Source organism: Gallibacterium melopsittaci, assembly GCF_042433085.1.
In the GTDB taxonomy this organism is placed as follows: Bacteria; Pseudomonadota; Gammaproteobacteria; order Enterobacterales; family Pasteurellaceae; genus Gallibacterium; species Gallibacterium melopsittaci.
On record NZ_JBHLWA010000045.1, the window covers coordinates 37,007 to 53,860 of the forward strand.

General features: G+C 37.3%; 17 protein-coding genes. 15 read left to right on the forward strand and 2 right to left on the reverse strand.

Features of this window, described 5'->3' with window-relative positions; genetic code table 11:
- Positions 1–30: 30 nt before the first annotated feature.
- Together trmA and ACFFHT_RS09465 are read left to right on the forward strand one after the other, a co-directional pair.
- Positions 31–1,128, forward strand: a complete 1,098-nt coding sequence (gene trmA / locus ACFFHT_RS09460; RefSeq protein ID WP_382375663.1) for a tRNA (uridine(54)-C5)-methyltransferase TrmA — start codon at positions 31–33, stop codon at positions 1,126–1,128.
- Positions 1,128–1,868: a class I SAM-dependent methyltransferase gene (locus tag ACFFHT_RS09465; protein ID WP_382375626.1), complete on the forward strand. Its 741-nt coding sequence runs from the start codon at positions 1,128–1,130 to the stop codon at positions 1,866–1,868. The genes trmA and ACFFHT_RS09465 overlap by 1 nt, the downstream gene beginning before the upstream one ends.
- Here the strand turns inward: ACFFHT_RS09465 and ACFFHT_RS09470 are convergent.
- Complete coding sequence (locus ACFFHT_RS09470; RefSeq protein WP_382375628.1) at positions 1,865–2,563, reverse strand: 7-cyano-7-deazaguanine/7-aminomethyl-7-deazaguanine transporter; 699 nt, start codon at positions 2,561–2,563, stop codon at positions 1,865–1,867. The genes ACFFHT_RS09465 and ACFFHT_RS09470 overlap by 4 nt on opposite strands.
- Before the next feature lie 140 nt (positions 2,564–2,703).
- Here ACFFHT_RS09470 and ACFFHT_RS09475 point away from each other — a divergent pair, with 140 nt between their 5' ends.
- The 4 genes from ACFFHT_RS09475 to purT all read left to right on the forward strand — a co-directional run bounded on the left by ACFFHT_RS09475 (position 2,704) and on the right by purT (position 6,194).
- On the forward strand, positions 2,704–3,249 hold the full coding sequence (locus tag ACFFHT_RS09475; protein ID WP_382375630.1) for a DJ-1 family glyoxalase III: 546 nt from the start codon (positions 2,704–2,706) through the stop codon (positions 3,247–3,249).
- Between the two features lie 22 nt (positions 3,250–3,271).
- Positions 3,272–4,216 (forward strand): NADP-dependent oxidoreductase, encoded by a 945-nt coding sequence (locus ACFFHT_RS09480; RefSeq protein WP_382375632.1) that lies wholly within the window; start codon positions 3,272–3,274, stop codon positions 4,214–4,216.
- A gap of 206 nt (positions 4,217–4,422) precedes the next feature.
- A complete protein-coding gene (gene luxS, locus ACFFHT_RS09485) occupies positions 4,423–4,929 on the forward strand; it encodes an S-ribosylhomocysteine lyase (protein ID WP_382375634.1) in 507 nt (168 codons plus the stop codon).
- 83 nt (positions 4,930–5,012) lie between these two features.
- Positions 5,013–6,194, forward strand: a complete 1,182-nt coding sequence (gene purT / locus ACFFHT_RS09490; protein ID WP_382375636.1) for a formate-dependent phosphoribosylglycinamide formyltransferase — start codon at positions 5,013–5,015, stop codon at positions 6,192–6,194.
- 45 nt (positions 6,195–6,239) lie between these two features.
- Here purT and ACFFHT_RS09495 read toward each other — a convergent pair whose 3' ends face one another.
- Positions 6,240–6,941 carry a fumarylacetoacetate hydrolase family protein gene (locus tag ACFFHT_RS09495; protein WP_382375638.1) on the reverse strand — a complete coding sequence of 234 codons (702 nt, stop codon included), beginning with the start codon at positions 6,939–6,941 and terminating at the stop codon, positions 6,240–6,242.
- Between the two features lie 249 nt (positions 6,942–7,190).
- Between ACFFHT_RS09495 and rbsD the strand changes: the two genes are divergently transcribed.
- The 9 genes from rbsD (at position 7,191) to ACFFHT_RS09540 (ending at position 16,693) form a co-directional block, all read left to right on the forward strand.
- On the forward strand, positions 7,191–7,610 hold the full coding sequence (gene rbsD, locus ACFFHT_RS09500; protein WP_382375640.1) for a D-ribose pyranase: 420 nt from the start codon (positions 7,191–7,193) through the stop codon (positions 7,608–7,610).
- A 12-nt stretch (positions 7,611–7,622) separates the two neighbouring features.
- Positions 7,623–9,110 carry a ribose ABC transporter ATP-binding protein RbsA gene (gene rbsA / locus ACFFHT_RS09505; protein ID WP_382375642.1) on the forward strand — a complete coding sequence of 496 codons (1,488 nt, stop codon included), beginning with the start codon at positions 7,623–7,625 and terminating at the stop codon, positions 9,108–9,110.
- Between the two features lie 16 nt (positions 9,111–9,126).
- Positions 9,127–10,104 (forward strand): ribose ABC transporter permease, encoded by a 978-nt coding sequence (rbsC, locus tag ACFFHT_RS09510; RefSeq protein WP_382375644.1) that lies wholly within the window; start codon positions 9,127–9,129, stop codon positions 10,102–10,104.
- Between the two features lie 35 nt (positions 10,105–10,139).
- On the forward strand, positions 10,140–11,021 hold the full coding sequence (gene rbsB / locus ACFFHT_RS09515; RefSeq protein WP_382375645.1) for a ribose ABC transporter substrate-binding protein RbsB: 882 nt from the start codon (positions 10,140–10,142) through the stop codon (positions 11,019–11,021).
- Between the two features lie 84 nt (positions 11,022–11,105).
- A complete protein-coding gene (gene rbsK, locus ACFFHT_RS09520; RefSeq protein WP_382375647.1) occupies positions 11,106–12,035 on the forward strand; it encodes a ribokinase in 930 nt (309 codons plus the stop codon).
- A 31-nt stretch (positions 12,036–12,066) separates the two neighbouring features.
- Positions 12,067–13,062 carry a substrate-binding domain-containing protein gene (locus ACFFHT_RS09525; protein WP_382375649.1) on the forward strand — a complete coding sequence of 332 codons (996 nt, stop codon included), beginning with the start codon at positions 12,067–12,069 and terminating at the stop codon, positions 13,060–13,062.
- A gap of 136 nt (positions 13,063–13,198) precedes the next feature.
- Positions 13,199–14,245: a TAXI family TRAP transporter solute-binding subunit gene (locus tag ACFFHT_RS09530; RefSeq protein WP_382375651.1), complete on the forward strand. Its 1,047-nt coding sequence runs from the start codon at positions 13,199–13,201 to the stop codon at positions 14,243–14,245.
- Complete coding sequence (locus ACFFHT_RS09535) at positions 14,245–14,730, forward strand: DUF1850 domain-containing protein (protein WP_382375653.1); 486 nt, start codon at positions 14,245–14,247, stop codon at positions 14,728–14,730. Before ACFFHT_RS09530 ends, ACFFHT_RS09535 begins: the two co-directional genes overlap by 1 nt.
- On the forward strand, positions 14,708–16,693 hold the full coding sequence (locus ACFFHT_RS09540; RefSeq protein ID WP_382375655.1) for a TRAP transporter permease: 1,986 nt from the start codon (positions 14,708–14,710) through the stop codon (positions 16,691–16,693). Before ACFFHT_RS09535 ends, ACFFHT_RS09540 begins: the two co-directional genes overlap by 23 nt.
- The last annotated feature ends 161 nt before the right edge of the window (positions 16,694–16,854 follow it).

Here is a 16,854-nt window from a genome sequence, read left to right on the forward strand (position 1 = left end):
CGCCCATTATTTTGTTTTACTCAAAAAATTATGCTAACTGATTTCTCTGAAATAACTTATTCAATACAATTAGAACAGAAAAAAAACTATTTAACTCAATTACTTGCCCCATACACCCAAACTGAGCTTGCATTATTTTCATCTGCACGACAACATTATCGTATGCGTGCAGAATTTCGGGTATGGCACGAGCAAGAAGAGTTATATCACATTATGTTTGATCAACAGACCAAACAACGACAACGTATTGATACATTCCCGATTGCTAGTTTATTAATCAATCAAATGATGCAAGCACTATTGCCATTATTAAAACAGCAGCCCGTTTTACGTTATAAGCTGTTCCAGATTGATTATTTGAGTACCTTAAGCAATAAGATTATTGTTAGTCTGCTTTATCATAAAACGTTAGATGACGAGTGGCTTGCTGCTGCGAAACAGTTAAAAGTCCAATTAGAACAACAAGGTTTCAATTTACAGTTGATAGGACGTGCCAATAAACAGAAGATCTGTTTAGATCAGGATTTTATTGATGAAGTATTGCCAATCAATGGTAAAAACTATATTTATCGTCAAATAGAAAATAGCTTTACTCAACCGAATGCGGGCGTAAATTGCCAGATGATTGAATGGGCATTAGCGTGCACACAAAATGCCACAGGCGATTTATTGGAACTCTATTGTGGAAATGGCAATTTTTCGATTGCGTTGGCACAAAATTTTAATAAAGTGCTCGCAACAGAAATCGCTAAACCTTCTGTGCAAGCAGCACAATTCAATATTACAGCGAATCACATCGAAAACTTACAGATTATCCGAATGTCTGCTGAAGAGTTTACTCAAGCATTACAGGGGGTGCGTGAATTTAATCGTTTAAAAGGTATTCAGCTGCAAGATTACCAATGTAATACCATTTTTGTTGATCCGCCGCGTGCAGGTTTAGATCCAGCAACACTGCAAATGGTACAACAGTACGACAACATCTTATATATTTCCTGTAATCCTGAAACATTAGTACAGAATTTAGCGACTTTATGCCAAACACATCGCATTGAAAAAGCGGCACTTTTTGATCAATTCCCTTATACCCACCATATCGAAAGTGGTGTTTATTTGGTGAGGAAATAATGGAAATTCAGTTAATTAATGAAAGCCAACAACCAGAAAAATTTCAACAGTTAATTGATAAATGGCAATTCATACATCAAGATAACGCACTGTTTGCTTTAGTCCTGACTGATCAACGCTTAGAATTGCATAAAACAGATGAAGCAAAATTAGGACCAATTGCAGTAGATTTTGTTGAAGGGGCTATGGCACATCGGCGTAAATTTGGTGGTGGTAGAGGTGAAGCTGTTGCCAAAGCTGTTGGGATAAAAAAGGGGAAATTGCCACATGTCCTAGATGCCACAGCAGGATTAGGGCGAGATGCTTTTGTATTAGCCTCGATTGGCTGCCACGTTTCATTAGTCGAACGTCATTCTGTAGTAGCAGCATTATTGGAAGATGGTTTGCAGCGTGCTTATCAAGATGCAGAAATTGGTGAGTTTATGCAGCAACGAATGCAGTTATTACCCATAAAAACGATCGCAGAACTAGATCCACAAACCAACCATTTTGATGTGGTTTACTTAGATCCTATGTTTCCGCACAAAACAAAAAGTGCATTAGTAAAAAAAGAGATGCGCGTATTTCAATCATTGGTGGGAGCAGATTTAGATGCCGATCAGTTACTTGAAATCGCCTTGAAATTGGCACACCGAGTTGTTGTTAAACGTCCCGATTATGCCAATTATTTAGCTGACAAAATCCCTCATTTTAGCCAGAAAACGAAAAATCATCGTTTTGATATTTATATTGCCAATTAGCTATGACTTTCTGCCGTTTGCGTAAGACTTAACATAGCGAGCTTACGCATAATGGCATTTAACACTACACCATAAACTGGCACAAAAAAGAGTAATCCAATAAAGAGCTTAAATAAGTAATCCACAAAACCTATTTCGACCCAATTCGCCGCCATAAAAGGATCGGTACTGTGATAGAAAGCTATCGCAAAGAAAGCAAAAGTATCACAAAGACTACCAAATACCATTGAACTTGTTGGAGCAATCCACCACGTTTTTAATTGTCTGAGGCGGTTAAAAACTAATACATCTAATAATTGCCCTAATACATAAGCCGCAAAACTGGCAAAAGAGATCCGAAATACAAAGAGATTAAAAGTCACTAATGCAGCTAACCCTTGATACTGTGAATCTGAAAACAGCGTAGAAATCACATAACTTACGACTAATGCGGGCAACATTACCCAAAAAATAATCCAGCGAGCTTCTTTTGCCCCGAATACTCGCACCGTTAAATCCGTGGCAAGAAAGATAAATGGGAAAGTTAATGTTCCCCATGTGCTATGAAAACTAAAATCTAACCAAGCTAGATTAATTGTAAAGGGAATTTGAACGAGATAATTGCTGATCGCAATGATAAAAATATGAAAAAAAGTTAATAAAATAAGTGCGCGACGTTTTTCACGGTCGCTAAATAGCGTTTGTGCTGAAATCATTTTGTGTCCTTTTTATTACATTACATCACTTGGGGTGAGGGAACCCAACTCAAAAATAAGGTGTGCATAATACGCTCTTGGCAAAATTTTTCAACAAAAAAGCGTATAATGAACTAGCTATTCAATAAAGGAGAAAATATATGACACAAAAAATTGCCCTTCTATTAGCACAAGGTTTTGAAGATGCCGAAGCTTTAGTCCCAACTGATCTATTTAGACGTGCAAACTTATCCGTTGATCTAATTTCACTTGAAGAATCTGAAGTAGTTACTTCTGCACATAACGTCAACATTCATGCTGATCGTTTATGCACACAAACTGATTTATTGCAATATGATGTGATTGTTCTACCAGGTGGAAAAGTCAATCCTGATAAATACCGTGCATTACATGATTTATTGCAACAATTTATCTCTCATCATAAATGGATTGCAGCAATTTGTGCGGCTCCAACAGTATTAGCAGAATTAGGCTTATTACGAAACAAAAATGCTGTTTGCTATCCTTCTATGCGTCAAATTCTATTAGACAATGGCGTCAATTATCACCATGTTCCTGCTGTAGTAGATACGCCTTTTATCACCGGTAGAGGTCCTGGCGCTGCCTTTGATTTTGCCTTAGCGGTAATCAGTGCATTGCAAGGCGTAGAAGTTGCTGAACAAATAAAACAACAATTATTTTATTAACCGACAACAACGGGAGTGTATTATGCAAAACTATGGTGCAACCATTAGTCAGTTTGGTGAAGCAGATGTTCTTACCTTTCAAGAACATTTACCTCTTCCAGAAATTTCACCACACCAAGTATTAATTGAAAATCATTTTGCAGGTATTAATCCTGTTGATTTTAAAACTCGCAAGGGTTTAGGTTGGGGAGCAGGAAAATTTAAATCACGTTTTCCTGCTGTATTGGGGTTTGATGTCGCTGGAGTTGTCATTCAAGCGGGTAGTGAAAGCGGTTCTAACATAGGTGATCGTGTGGCAGCACTTACCTTTGAAGGTGGCTGTTATGCACGTTATGTTGCCGTTGATGCGGCTTTAGTGGCAAATGTGCCTGAACAGGTTTCTTTAGTTGAAGCAGGTGCAATGCCAACCGTTGCTGTCACCGCTTATCAAATATTACAACAAGCTAACTTACAACCAGACCAACATATTCTGCTTTCTGCACCATTAGGTGGTGTAGGTCATCTATTGTTGCAATTACTTGCTAAACAACCAGTGAAAATTTCGGTTATTTGTTCTAAAGCGAAAAGTGAAGCTGCATTAGCGTTAGGTGCAACACAATGGTTTGATTATCACCAGCCAGAAAATTATCCCGATTTACAGGCAGATCTCTTTATTGATTTAGTCGGTGGTGAAAGTGGGGTAAGTGCATTAAAAATGGTGAAAAAAGGTGGACGTGTGATCTGTATTCCAACCATTCATGTACCTTTATTACAACAAGCTGGTGCAGAACAACAATTAATTGTGGAAAAAATGCTTGCCGTACCAAATCCAGATGATCTCGCTACTATGTTAGGTTACTTAGCTGATAACACATTACATTTACAGATTGCAAAAATTTTCCCAATTAAAGAGATACAAACTGCACATCGTTTATTGGAAACTGGTACAACACTGGGAAAAATTGTTTTAGATCTTAATCACTTATAACAAATAAGTATTTCTTTATAAGAAATAAAAATTTGTACTAAGAAATGACTATACAACCACGAGTATCAGATCTTAAAATAAAAAAAGCCGCTCGGGTGAGCGGCAATAACCTAAGGAACTAATTTAAACAACCATTATGTTGCAGCTTTTAAGACAAAGCGATTTTAGAAAAGTTCAATTAAATTTAAAAAATAAGGATTTTTTTCATGCCATTACTAGACAGTTTTAAAGTTGACCATATAAAAATGCAAGCGCCAGCTGTGCGTGTTGCTAAAACTATGCAAACACCAAAAGGCGACCAAATTACTGTTTTTGATTTACGTTTTTGCAAACCAAACAAAGATAATATCAGTCCAAAAGGGATTCATACCCTTGAACATCTTTTTGCAGGATTTATGCGTGACCATTTAAACAGCGACAATGTAGAAATTATTGATATCTCTCCAATGGGATGCCGTACTGGTTTCTATATGAGTCTAATTGGCTCACCGACTGAACAACAAGTTGTTGTTGCTTGGGAAAAAGCTATGCAAGATGTATTAAAAGTTGAAAGTGAAAAACAGATTCCAGAATTAAATGAATATCAATGTGGAACCTATACCGAACATTCACTTGCAGATGCACAAGCGGCCGCTAAAAAAGTATTAGAGCAAGGCATTGGCATCAACAATAATCAGGATTTACTCCTTGATGACAGCTTTTTAAATCACTAATTTTTTAAGCCAAGTTTTCTAACTTGGCTTTTTATTTTTTACTCGTTCTATACACTATATTTGCACACAACAGAGGATATTTTATGACGACATTGGGTACACCGCTTACACCTGTAGCGACAAAAGTAATGATGCTAGGTTCTGGTGAGTTAGGTAAAGAGGTTGTGATTGAATTACAACGTCTTGGGGTAGAAGTGATTGCGGTTGATCGTTATGACAACGCACCTGCACAACAAGTCGCACACCGTGCTTATACCATTTCAATGTTAGATGGTGCGGCACTAAAAGCATTAATTGAAAAAGAAAAGCCTGATTATATTGTCCCAGAAGTCGAAGCGATTGCGACTGATACGCTAGTCGAATTAGAACAACAAGGTTTTAACGTCATTCCTACCGCAAAAGCGGTGAAATTAACAATGAATCGTGAAGGAATTAGACGTTTAGCGGCAGAAGAATTAGGTTTGCCTACCTCGCCATTCCGTTTTGTTGATAATTTCACTGATTTTCAACAAGCCGTAAATGATATTGGTTTACCTTGTGTCGTAAAACCGATTATGAGTTCTTCTGGGCATGGACAGAGTATTCTAAAAAATCCAAATGATTTAGCAAAAGCCTGGCAATATGCTCAAGAAGGTGGTCGTGCTGGCGGTGGTCGAGTCATTGTCGAAGGATTTATCAAATTTGACTATGAAATTACGTTATTAACCGTGCGCCATCGTGATGGAACTTCTTTCCTCGCTCCAATAGGACACGTTCAAGTGGATGGTGATTATCGTGAATCTTGGCAACCACAAGTAATGAGTGAAATTGCGTTACAAAAAGCTCAACAAATCGCCGAAAAAATCACTGGTGCTTTAGGTGGTTATGGTATTTTTGGTGTTGAAATGTTTGTTTGTGGCGATGAAGTCATTTTTAATGAAGTTTCACCACGTCCACATGATACCGGTATGGTTACCTTAATCTCACAAGATCTTTCTGAGTTTGCATTACACGCTCGAGCTATTCTTGGTTTACCGATTCCACAAATTAAGTTACTTGCCCCAAGTGCGTCCAGAGCGATTGTTGTTGAAGGCAAATCAACCCAAGTCAGTTTTGCTAATTTAGAAAACGTTCTCGCTGAACCTGATACAGGCTTACGTTTATTCGGCAAAGGAGAAGTGAACGGACACCGTCGCTTAGGCGTGATTTTAGCCAGTGCAGAAGATACAGAACAAGCTCGTGCTAAAGCAAAACGCGCTTACGATCAATTAGTAGTCACACTATAAATCACAATAAGGTCGGATTTTGATCCGACCTATACCGTAATCACATTACTCAACAATTTTAATCTTTAACTCACCTAATTGATCAATCCCCATTTGGATATGATCACCAGGTACAACTTTCCCTACGCCTTCTGGTGTCCCAGTAAAAATAATATCACCTGGTTCTAAGGTAAATAATGTTGATAAATGGGCAACCGTTTCAGCCACAGACCAAATTAAATCACGAATATCGCTACGTTGTTTTTCTGCACCATTCACATTTAACCAGATAGCACCAGAAGTAATATGCCCTACTTGACTAACTGGATAGATTGGCCCTATCGGTGCAGAAGCATCAAACGCCTTACCTATTTCCCAAGGACGTCCCATTGCTTTCATCTGATTTTGTAAATCACGCCGTGTCATATCTAATCCTACGGCATATCCCCAAATATATTCTAATGCAGTATCCGCAGAAATATTTCGACCAGACTTACCAATCACCGCGACTAATTCACCTTCATAATGCAAATTCTCAGTCAGACTTGGATAAGGAAAAGCATAAGTTTCCCCTGGCATCACAGGACGAATAGCATCTGCTGGCTTACAAAAGAAAAATGGTGGTTCACGATCAGGATCGTGTCCCATCTCTCGAGCATGGGCTGCATAATTTCGTCCAACACAATAAACACGACGTACCGCAAAAAGCTGGTCACTATTGACTACTGGAATTGCGGCAACTGGTGGTGGGGTAAAAACATATGACATAGTGTTTGCTCCTTGTTATTTAATCATTTTTTAACGTAAAACCTTGATTGAGTTTTTCTGTTATTTTTACTGCTATAGTCTATTTTGCAATGACTATTCTCTATTTAAAAAGATAAATACTGCAAATCTTGACTTAAAAATTTATTTTGATCCGCTTCACAAATTTAAAATTTGCTTATTTTCAGGGTAGAAAAACTCCTCTATGATTTCTATCGAAACGTTTCGATGACAAAAAAATAGGAGTAAAAAATGAAAAAAGTAGGCATTTTAAATTCGCACCTCTCTCATGTCATTGCAACTTTAGGTCATACCGATTCACTTACGCTTTGTGATGCGGGGTTGCCAATTCCAAGACACGCAGATTGTGTTGATCTCGCATTAACTCCAGGTATCCCAAGTTTTCTTGCTGTTTTTGATGCCGTTGTGAGTGAATGCTTCGTTGAAAAAGTCTTACTCGCAGAAGAAATTAAAGAAAAAAATCCAGTCATCCATACTGCTTTATTACAACGTTTGGCGCAATTAGGACAACAACAAAATAACGAAATCATCATTGATTACGTTTCACATACAGAATTCAAACAAACAAGCCAAGCAAGTAAAGGCTTTGTCCGTTCTGGTGAATGTACTCCTTATGCCAACATTATTATTTATTCAGGTGTTCCTTTTTAAGAGGAAAAAACGATGCAACCAATTCTTAAATTAGACAATATCTGCAAATCTTTCCCTGGTGTACGTGCTTTATATAAAGCAGGATTGTCAGTCTATCCAGGTAGAGTAATGGCATTAATGGGCGAAAATGGTGCAGGTAAATCTACCTTGATGAAAATTTTGACAGGCATTTATACCAAAGATGAAGGTTCGATTCACTATCTTGGTCAAGAAGTTACCTTTAAAAATCCTAAAGCATCGCAACTTGCGGGAATCAGTATTATTCATCAAGAATTAAATATTATTCCTAATCTTACTATTGCGGAAAATATCTTTTTAGGTCGTGAATTTACCACCCGATTTGGCGGAATCGATTGGGCAAAAATGTCTGCTGAATCAGAAAAATTACTCCGCCGTTTAAAAGTAAAACATAGTCCATCTACCCCAGTTGATCAGTTATCACTTGGTGAATTACAGATGATCGAAATTGCTAAAGCACTTAGTTTTGATGCCAAAGTGATCATTATGGATGAACCGACTGATGCCCTCACTGATACCGAAACAGCTGCACTATTTGATGTGATTCGTGAACTCAAAACACAAGGTTGTGGCATTGTATTTATCTCTCACCGTATGCAAGATATTTTTACCATTTGCGATGATGTCACAATTTTACGCGATGGCGAATTAATTGCCGAATGTGAGTTAAGCCAAATCAATGAAGAGCAATTAATCGAACTGATGGTTGGTCGGAAACTATCCGAACAATATCCACATATCAACTCTCCAATTGGTGAAACCGTGTTAGAAGTTAAAAATCTTAGTGGTCACGGTGTGCATAACGCTTCCTTCCGTTTAAATAAAGGTGAAATTTTAGGTATTTCTGGATTGATGGGTGCTGGCAGAACTGAACTAATGAAATTAATTTATGGTGCTTATCATAAAACCAGTGGTGAAATTTATTTGCATCAAAAACAACTGTCCATTCACTCACCACAAGATGGTTTAAATAATGGCATTGTCTATATTTCGGAAGATCGGAAAGGTGACGGTTTAGTGTTAGGTATGACGATCAAAGAAAATATGACCCTAACTGCCTTAAAACAATTAACCGAACATTACTCTATTAATCATAAGAAAGAAAAAATGACCGTAACAGATTTCATTGATCTGTTTAATATTAAAACCCCATCAATGGATCAAACAATTGGTTTACTCTCTGGTGGTAATCAACAGAAAGTAGCAATTGCTAAAGGGTTAATGACTCGCCCTGATGTGTTAATTCTCGATGAGCCAACACGTGGAATTGATGTTGGTGCAAAAAAAGAAATCTATCAATTAATCAATAAATTTAAAGAAGAAGGGATGAGCATCATCATTGTTTCTTCAGATATGCCTGAAATTATTGGTATGAGCGATCGCGTTTTAGTGATGAATAACGGTGAAATTAGTGCTGAGTTTTTGCGTGATGATGTTAGTCAGGAAAAACTCCTTACCGCCGCAATTACACAAATTCATTAATTAATAAGGATGTATTATGGCTACCCCAACCATGACAAATAAACAATTTAATTTAAAAGAATTTTTAATCGAACAACGTTCTATTATTGCGTTACTTGTTCTTATTGTTATCGTTTCATTTATTAGTCCAAATTTTTTCACAATCGATAACTTATTGAATATTCTCCGTCAAACCTCTGTGAATGCGATTATCGCAGTAGGGATGACATTTGTTATTTTAACCGCTGGCATCGACCTCTCTGTTGGTTCAATCCTTGCATTAACTGGTGCAGTGGCTGCGTCACTAGTAAACCTTGAGCTTTCAATTTTTGTTGTGATTCCACTCGTATTACTCTTTGGTACCTTACTTGGTGGTGTTAGTGGTGTCATCATTGCTAAAGGTAAGGTACAGGCCTTTATTGCTACCTTAGTTACCATGACATTATTACGTGGTGTCACTATGGTTTATACCGATGGTCGTCCTATTAGTATTGGTTTTTCAGATGCAGCCGATCAATTTACTTTCCTTGGTACTGGTTACCTACTCGGTATTCCATTCCCAATCTGGTTAATGGCAATTATTTTCGCCGTTGCTTGGTATCTACTTAAACATACACCAATCGGTCGTTATATCTATGCACTTGGTGGTAATGAATCTGCGACCCGTTTATCTGGTATTAATGTTGATAAAGTAAAAATCTTTGTTTATGCCGTCAGTGGTTTCCTTGCAACCGTTGCAGGTCTTATTGTTACTTCCCGTTTATCCTCTGCCCAACCAACTGCAGGCGTATCTTATGAATTAGATGCGATTGCTGCTGTCGTTGTTGGTGGTACCAGTTTAATGGGCGGTAAAGGACGAATTATGGGTACTTTAATCGGGGCATTAATTATTGGTTTCTTAAATAATGCTTTAAACCTTTTAGATATTTCGTCTTATTACCAAATGATTGCTAAATCTATTGTGATCTTACTTGCTGTACTCACAGATCATTTTTGTAGTCGTAAATCAGCCTAACTTATTTAGTCAACCCTAATTAAAGGAGAACCTTTATGAAAAAACTTACTCTTATCGCATCCGCTTTAGTTCTCGGTACGCTTGCAAGTAATGTTGCATTAGCAAAAGATACTATCGCCCTTGCTGTTTCCACATTAGATAATCCATTTTTCGTTACCTTAAAAGAAGGTGCTGAAAAAGAAGCACAAAAATTAGGCTATAATCTCGTTGTTTTAGATTCGCAAAACGATCCATCTAAAGAGCTTGCTAATGTTGAAGACATCACTGTTCGTGGTGCAAAAGTTTTATTAATCAACCCAACTGACTCAACTGCCGTTGCGAATGCAGTTCGTGTTGCTAATAAGAAAAAAATCCCAGTCATCACTTTAGACCGTGGTGCCGCACAAGGTGAAGTCGTAAGCCATATCGCATCTGACAACGTTGCTGGTGGTAAAATGGCGGGTGATTTTATTGCGAAAAAATTAGGTGATAATGCCAAAGTTATCCAATTAGAAGGTATTGCAGGTACCTCTGCTGCTCGTGAACGTGGTGAAGGATTTAAACAAGCTGTTGATGCACACCACTTTAATGTCCTTGCTAGCCAACCAGCCGATTTTGACCGTACTAAAGGATTAAACGTAATGGAAAATCTTTTAACCGCTCAACCAAGTGTACAAGCTGTATTTGCACAAAATGATGAAATGGCATTAGGTGCAATTCGTGCGATCCAAGCAGCAAATAAATCTGTGGTCATTGTTGGTTTTGATGGAACAGATGACGGTGTCAAAGCCGTAAAAAGTGGCAAACTTGCTGCAACTATTGCTCAACAACCTGATCTTATTGGTGCACTAGGCGTACAAACTGCAGATAAAGTGATTAAAGGTCAAGCTGTTGAAGCGAAAATCCCAGTGCCATTAAAAGTGGTTACTAAAGAATAATTACTATAAACGTGGGTGGAAGGAATATTTTTCACCCACTTTCAAATATTGTTGTATTGATTAAGCATCTAAGGAGTTTTTATTATGTCTGCAAATAAAATGCTTACCGTACTTGGTAGTATTAACGCTGATCACGTCATTCAAGTACCCTATTTCCCTCAACCAGGCGAAACGCTATCAGGTAAAAATTATCATATTGTTTTCGGAGGTAAAGGGGCAAATCAAGCAGTTGCAGCAGCTCGTTTAGGTGCCAAAGTCCAATTTATTGCTTGTATCGGTAATGATGATATTGGGCAACAAATGAAAACCTCCTTTCAACAACAAGGTATTGATGTTAATAGCATTACCACGATTGATGGTGAAACTACGGGTATTGCAATGATCCAAGTTGCTCAAAATGGTGAGAATAGTATTGTCATTTCTGCTGGAGCAAATGCACATTTATCTACTGATCTTGTCGCTAAATTTGCACAACAAATTACGCAAGCAGAAGCGATCTTAATGCAATTAGAAACGCCATTAGAAGGTGTTATGTATGCAGCTAAAATTGCGAAACAAGTGGGTACACACGTTGTACTTAATCCTGCACCTGCCCGTGCATTACCTGATGAGTTATTTTCGCTGTTAACTATGATTACCCCTAATGAAACCGAAGCTGAAATTCTCACTGGTGTAAAAGTGGTTGATGAAGAGAGTGCAAAACGTGCTGCACAAATTTTCCATCAAAAAGGGGTAGCGATTGTATTAATTACCTTAGGGGCAAAAGGGGTATTTATTAGCCACAATCAACTACAAAAAATTATTCCTGGTTTCCGTGTAGAAGCTAAAGATACTACGGCTGCAGGTGATACCTTTAATGGTGCACTTGTTACCGCTTTACTCGAAAATCAATCGCTTGAAGAAGCTATCCAATTTGCACATGCTGCCGCAGCAATTAGCGTTACCCGTTTTGGTGCACAATCTTCTATTCCAACCAAAGAGGAAACCATTGCTTTTTTACAAAAAGCGGAATAACTTAGCCAACTCGCAGTAATAGGGGTGATTTATGGCAACAATGAAAGACATTGCAAGAATTGCAAAAGTTTCTACATCAACAGTTTCACATGTCATCAATAATAGTCGTTACGTCAGTGATGAGATGCGTGAAAAAATTATGAAAGTTGTACAAGAATTAAATTACACCCCTTCTGCTGTTGCTCGTAGTTTAAAAGTTAAAGAAACCAAAACCTTAGGTATGTTAGTGACTGCCACCAGCAATCCATTTTTTGCGGAAGTGGTAAGTGGCGTTGAACAATATTGTAATCAACATCAATACAATTTAATTATTTCTAGTACTGATGGTGATGAAGCTCGCTTATTACAAAATATCCAAACATTAATCCAAAAACAGGTTGATGGTTTATTGTTAATGTATTCTGATGCACGTCATTCACTGGTGAAACAACTCAATGTCCAGCTACCTATGGTCATTATGGATTGGTGGCCAACTGCACTTAATGCGGATCGAATTTACGAAGATTCAGAAGCAGGCGCTTATTTAGCGACTAAAACCCTGATTGAACAAGGTCATCAGAAAATTGCCATTATCACGGGTAAATTAGATAAATCTTTAGCACATAACCGTTTAATTGGTTATCAAAAAGCGTTACAAGACGCAAACCTTACAATTAACCCTGAATGGATTATTGAAAGTCATTTCGATTTTGAAGGCGGTGTTGAGGGAATGAAAAAATTATTGCTAGCCAAAGATCGTCCAACGGCTATTTTTGCGTGTAGTGATACGATTGCGGTTGGCGTTTATCAAGTTGCTTGGCAGCAAGGTTTACGCATTCCAGAAGATATTTCCGTGATTGGTTACGATAATATTATGCTTGCACAATATTTAACGCCACCGCTCACCACGATCCATCAACCTAAAGCAGAATTGGGGAAACTTGCAGTAGAAACGTTATTACAACGAATTAAATCACCACAACAAGAGTATAAAACGTTAATGCTTGAGCCTGAATTAATTGTGCGACAATCAATTAAGAAACTTTAAGCCAACAAATTATTTCTTTCTTATTTAAATTGTGATCCACTACACAATTCAAATCACACTTACTTGCATATTTATGCATTAACATCTATTTTACAATTTTATTTAATTCTAATAACACAACATCGGGATGGCTCATATGGCAAAATTTAAAACACTTCTCCTTTCATCACTTCTTGTTTCATCTGTCGTACTTGTTGGTTGTAATGATGAAAAAGAAAAACCGACAACTAATACAACAGCCAATACAACAGAACAAGCTGCCCCAGCACCTGCTGCGACAAGTGACAATTCTGCACCAAAACTGGCTTCTAAGTTTGTTACGATTGCAACTGGTGGGGCTTCAGGTCCTTATAACATTATTGGTACTACACTTGCCGAAATTTATTCAACAGATTTAAAAGCAAACTCTAAAACCCAAACGACAGGTGCTTCAGTAGAAAATATTAATTTATTGAATAGTAAAAAAGTTGAAATGGCATTTGTGATGCGTGACGCATTAAGTGATGCGGTAAATGGTTTAGGTAGTTTTGAAAATAAAAAAATTACAACAGTAAGTGAAATTGCAGGACTTTATCCAAATTTCGTACAAATCATTACATCGAAAAAAACAGGCATTAAAACCATTTCTGATTTAAAAGGTCATCGTGTTGCAACAGGTGCTCAAAACTCTGGAGTAGAAGTGAATGCACGTAAATTATTAGCTGGTTTCGGTATTACCTATAACGATATTACTGTTGATTACTTAGGTTATGCAGAAGCAGTTGATGCGTTAAAAGCTGGACGTATTGATGCAGCATTTTTAACCAGTGGATTACCAAATTCATCCTTAATGGAATTACAACAAGGTTTTGATCTTCAGTTAGTCAGTATTCCAAAAGAGGGTGCTGAAAAAATTATGCAAGAGTATCCTTACTTCACTTCAATGGTAATCCCAGCAGGGACTTACAATAATGCGGAAGATATTCCAACTATTGCTATCCGTAACGCATTAATTGTACGTTCAGATTTAAGTGATGATGATGTATATCTACTCACTAAAACCTTCTTTGAAAGTTTGGATAAATTAAAATCTTCACACCAAGCCGCCAAAGATATCAGCTTAGAAGAAGCTCAAAAAGGTGCAATTGCCCCATTACATCCGGGTGCAAAACGTTATTATGACGAAATGAGCAAAAAACAATAATGCGAAAAAGTTATAAGATCATTACCTTCTTAGTTGTCGTTGGCGTAATGATCTTTTCTTTTCCAATCGATACGATCTTTATTCACTATGGCAAAAGTTCGTGTCGTTTACCAACAAATGAATTTACATTGCAGTGGAAACACTCTGTAGAAAAACAATTATGGCAAGAACATTATTTCCAACAAGATAATGTTCTCATTTTGGATAAAGTATTCCAGCAAACATTCGGTGCGGGGTCACCAGCAGATGGAAAAGCGATTACTGCTCCGTATGGTTTTGTGGGTGTTGCAAAACACATTACTTTGCCAGAACTGAATTGGGTGGTTTCATCCAATATGCAAGGAGTCTTGTTTACTAATGATTTTGTACTCCCTGTTTACCAACTCGTTCCTGATTATAGCGAGATAAAAATTATTCCAATAAAACAAAATCTATTTTCTTTTTTATTAGGAGTGAAATGTCATGTCAAACCACGAACACACTAACCCAGATACGGATTATCAAGACATTTTAGAAAAATACGATAAAGAATCTGTCACTAAATCTGTTCAATCTCATTGGCAAAAACATATTATTACGATTGTTGCCGTTGCTTATTCTTTATTTCATCTCTATATCACTTTTTATCCACTACCTACCTTATTACAACGTGCTTTACACGTTGGTATTGGTGCATTACTGATTTTCTTAATTTATCCCGTCAGTAAAAAATACAGCAAACGAGGTATTATGTGGTTTGACTGGATTCTTGGACTATTAGCGCTGATTACTGCGGGTTATCTCTGTTATGAATATCAAGCCTTAATGACAACACGAGGCGGTATTCCAAATGAAAATGACATCATTTTTGCCATTATTACTACGTTAATCGTTATAGAAGCGGCAAGACGTTTAACAGGTTATATCTTAATTATTTTTTCTTTATTGTTTTTACTCTATCCTTTTATCAGCTCAATGGACTTTATGCCAGATCGTCTTTTAACGCGTTACTATGATATTGGCGATATTTTTGGGCAACTCTATCTAAAAACTGAAGGACTTTACTCTTCCGCAATCGGTGCCTCCGTTAGCTTTATTTTCTTATTTATCTTATTTGGTGCTTTTCTGGCTAAATCAGGTATGGGCAAACTTTTCAATGATTTAGCTCTCGCTTTAGCAGGTAGTCGCCAAGGCGGACCAGCAAAAGTAGCAGTGATTTCAAGTGGTTTTATGGGAAGTATTAATGGTGCAGCAGTCGCCAATGTTGTTAGTACTGGTGCATTTACTATTCCACTAATGAAAAAAATTGGTTATAAACCAAACTTTGCTGGTGCAGTAGAAGCAAGTGCCTCTGTTGGTGGGCAAATCTTACCGCCAATTATGGGAGCTAGTGCCTTTATTATGGCAGAAACCACTGGCGTTAAATACAGCACTATCGCTTTAGCAGCACTATTACCTGCATTACTCTATTACATTAGTGTTATCGCTCAAGTCCATTTCCGAGCTGGTAAACGTAATCTTAAAGGACTTTCTAAAGATCAATTACCACAATTAAAACTCGTCTTAAAAGAACGTGGTCATATGTTTATTCCAATTGTGGCATTAGTCGTCTTTTTAATTGAATCCGTACCTGTTGGTTATGCTGCTACTTATACTATCCTGATTACCATTGTAGTCAGTTGGTTACGCAAAGAAACTCGTATGGGCGTGAAAGAAATTGTTGAAGCTCTAGAAGATGGGGCTAAACAATCATTACCAGTTATGGCGGCTTGTGCCGTAGTTGGCATTATTATTGGTGTAGTAAATCTTACTAGTTTCGGTACTGTAATGACCTCCTATATTGTTACGTTTGGTGCAGGTTCACTATTACTTACCTTAATTCTCACTATGTTAGCCTCTATTGTTTTAGGAATGGGTTTACCTTCTATTCCTGCATATATCATCACAGCAACCATGGCGGCACCAGCATTAGCCGACTTCAATATCCCATTATTAGTGAGCCATATGTTTGTATTCTATTTTGGTATCTTTGCTAACATTACACCACCTGTGGCATTAGCTTCATTTGCAGGTGCAGGTATTGCTGGTGGCGATCCAATGAAGACTGGCTGGCAATCATTACGCCTTGCATTAGCAGGTTTCATCATTCCATTTATCTTTGTTTACAATCCAAGTATGTTAATGATTGATGTGCATAATGCAGCGATTACCGCCAACTCTTTCCCATTACCAGCCATTAGTGAGATTATTTCGGTCTGTGTCACCTCTATTTTGGGCGTAATTGGTTTATCTGCTGCGGTAGAAGGTTACTTCAAACACAATATCAATCCATTATTTAGAATTATCTTAGCGATTGGTTCAGTACTCTTAATCTCACCAGAATTTATCTCTGATATTGTAGGTATTGTGATTTTATTGATTATGTTATTCATTAATATCAAACAGAAGGCATCTTCTAAGATCATATAATAATAAAATAAACCTCTCTTATTTAAAGTAAGAGAGGTTTTTATAAAAATTTAAGATCTATATAAATTAAAGAATTTCCTTCGCTTTAGCTACCACATTCTCAACAGTGAAACCAAAGAGTTTAAATAATTCACCTGCTGGTGCTGATTCACCAAAACGAT

Bases quoted from the DNA above. Each gene is read 5' to 3' on its own strand.
- ACFFHT_RS09475 (WP_382375630.1), top strand. From the start codon at position 2,704: ATGACACAAAAAATTGCCCTTCTATTAGCACAAGGTTTTGAAGATGCC.
- ACFFHT_RS09530 (WP_382375651.1), top strand. From the start codon at position 13,199: ATGGCAAAATTTAAAACACTTCTCCTTTCATCACTTCTTGTTTCATCT.
- ACFFHT_RS09465 (WP_382375626.1), top strand. From the start codon at position 1,128: ATGGAAATTCAGTTAATTAATGAAAGCCAACAACCAGAAAAATTTCAA.
- rbsD (WP_382375640.1), top strand. From the start codon at position 7,191: ATGAAAAAAGTAGGCATTTTAAATTCGCACCTCTCTCATGTCATTGCA.
- luxS (WP_382375634.1), top strand. From the start codon at position 4,423: ATGCCATTACTAGACAGTTTTAAAGTTGACCATATAAAAATGCAAGCG.
- ACFFHT_RS09480 (WP_382375632.1), top strand. From the start codon at position 3,272: ATGCAAAACTATGGTGCAACCATTAGTCAGTTTGGTGAAGCAGATGTT.
- ACFFHT_RS09535 (WP_382375653.1), top strand. From the start codon at position 14,245: ATGCGAAAAAGTTATAAGATCATTACCTTCTTAGTTGTCGTTGGCGTA.
- rbsC (WP_382375644.1), top strand. From the start codon at position 9,127: ATGGCTACCCCAACCATGACAAATAAACAATTTAATTTAAAAGAATTT.
- purT (WP_382375636.1), top strand. From the start codon at position 5,013: ATGACGACATTGGGTACACCGCTTACACCTGTAGCGACAAAAGTAATG.
- rbsK (WP_382375647.1), top strand. From the start codon at position 11,106: ATGTCTGCAAATAAAATGCTTACCGTACTTGGTAGTATTAACGCTGAT.
- ACFFHT_RS09525 (WP_382375649.1), top strand. From the start codon at position 12,067: ATGGCAACAATGAAAGACATTGCAAGAATTGCAAAAGTTTCTACATCA.
- rbsA (WP_382375642.1), top strand. From the start codon at position 7,623: ATGCAACCAATTCTTAAATTAGACAATATCTGCAAATCTTTCCCTGGT.
- ACFFHT_RS09495 (WP_382375638.1), bottom strand. From the start codon at position 6,941: ATGTCATATGTTTTTACCCCACCACCAGTTGCCGCAATTCCAGTAGTC.
- ACFFHT_RS09470 (WP_382375628.1), bottom strand. From the start codon at position 2,563: ATGATTTCAGCACAAACGCTATTTAGCGACCGTGAAAAACGTCGCGCA.
- rbsB (WP_382375645.1), top strand. From the start codon at position 10,140: ATGAAAAAACTTACTCTTATCGCATCCGCTTTAGTTCTCGGTACGCTT.
- trmA (WP_382375663.1), top strand. From the start codon at position 31: ATGCTAACTGATTTCTCTGAAATAACTTATTCAATACAATTAGAACAG.
- ACFFHT_RS09540 (WP_382375655.1), top strand. From the start codon at position 14,708: ATGTCAAACCACGAACACACTAACCCAGATACGGATTATCAAGACATT.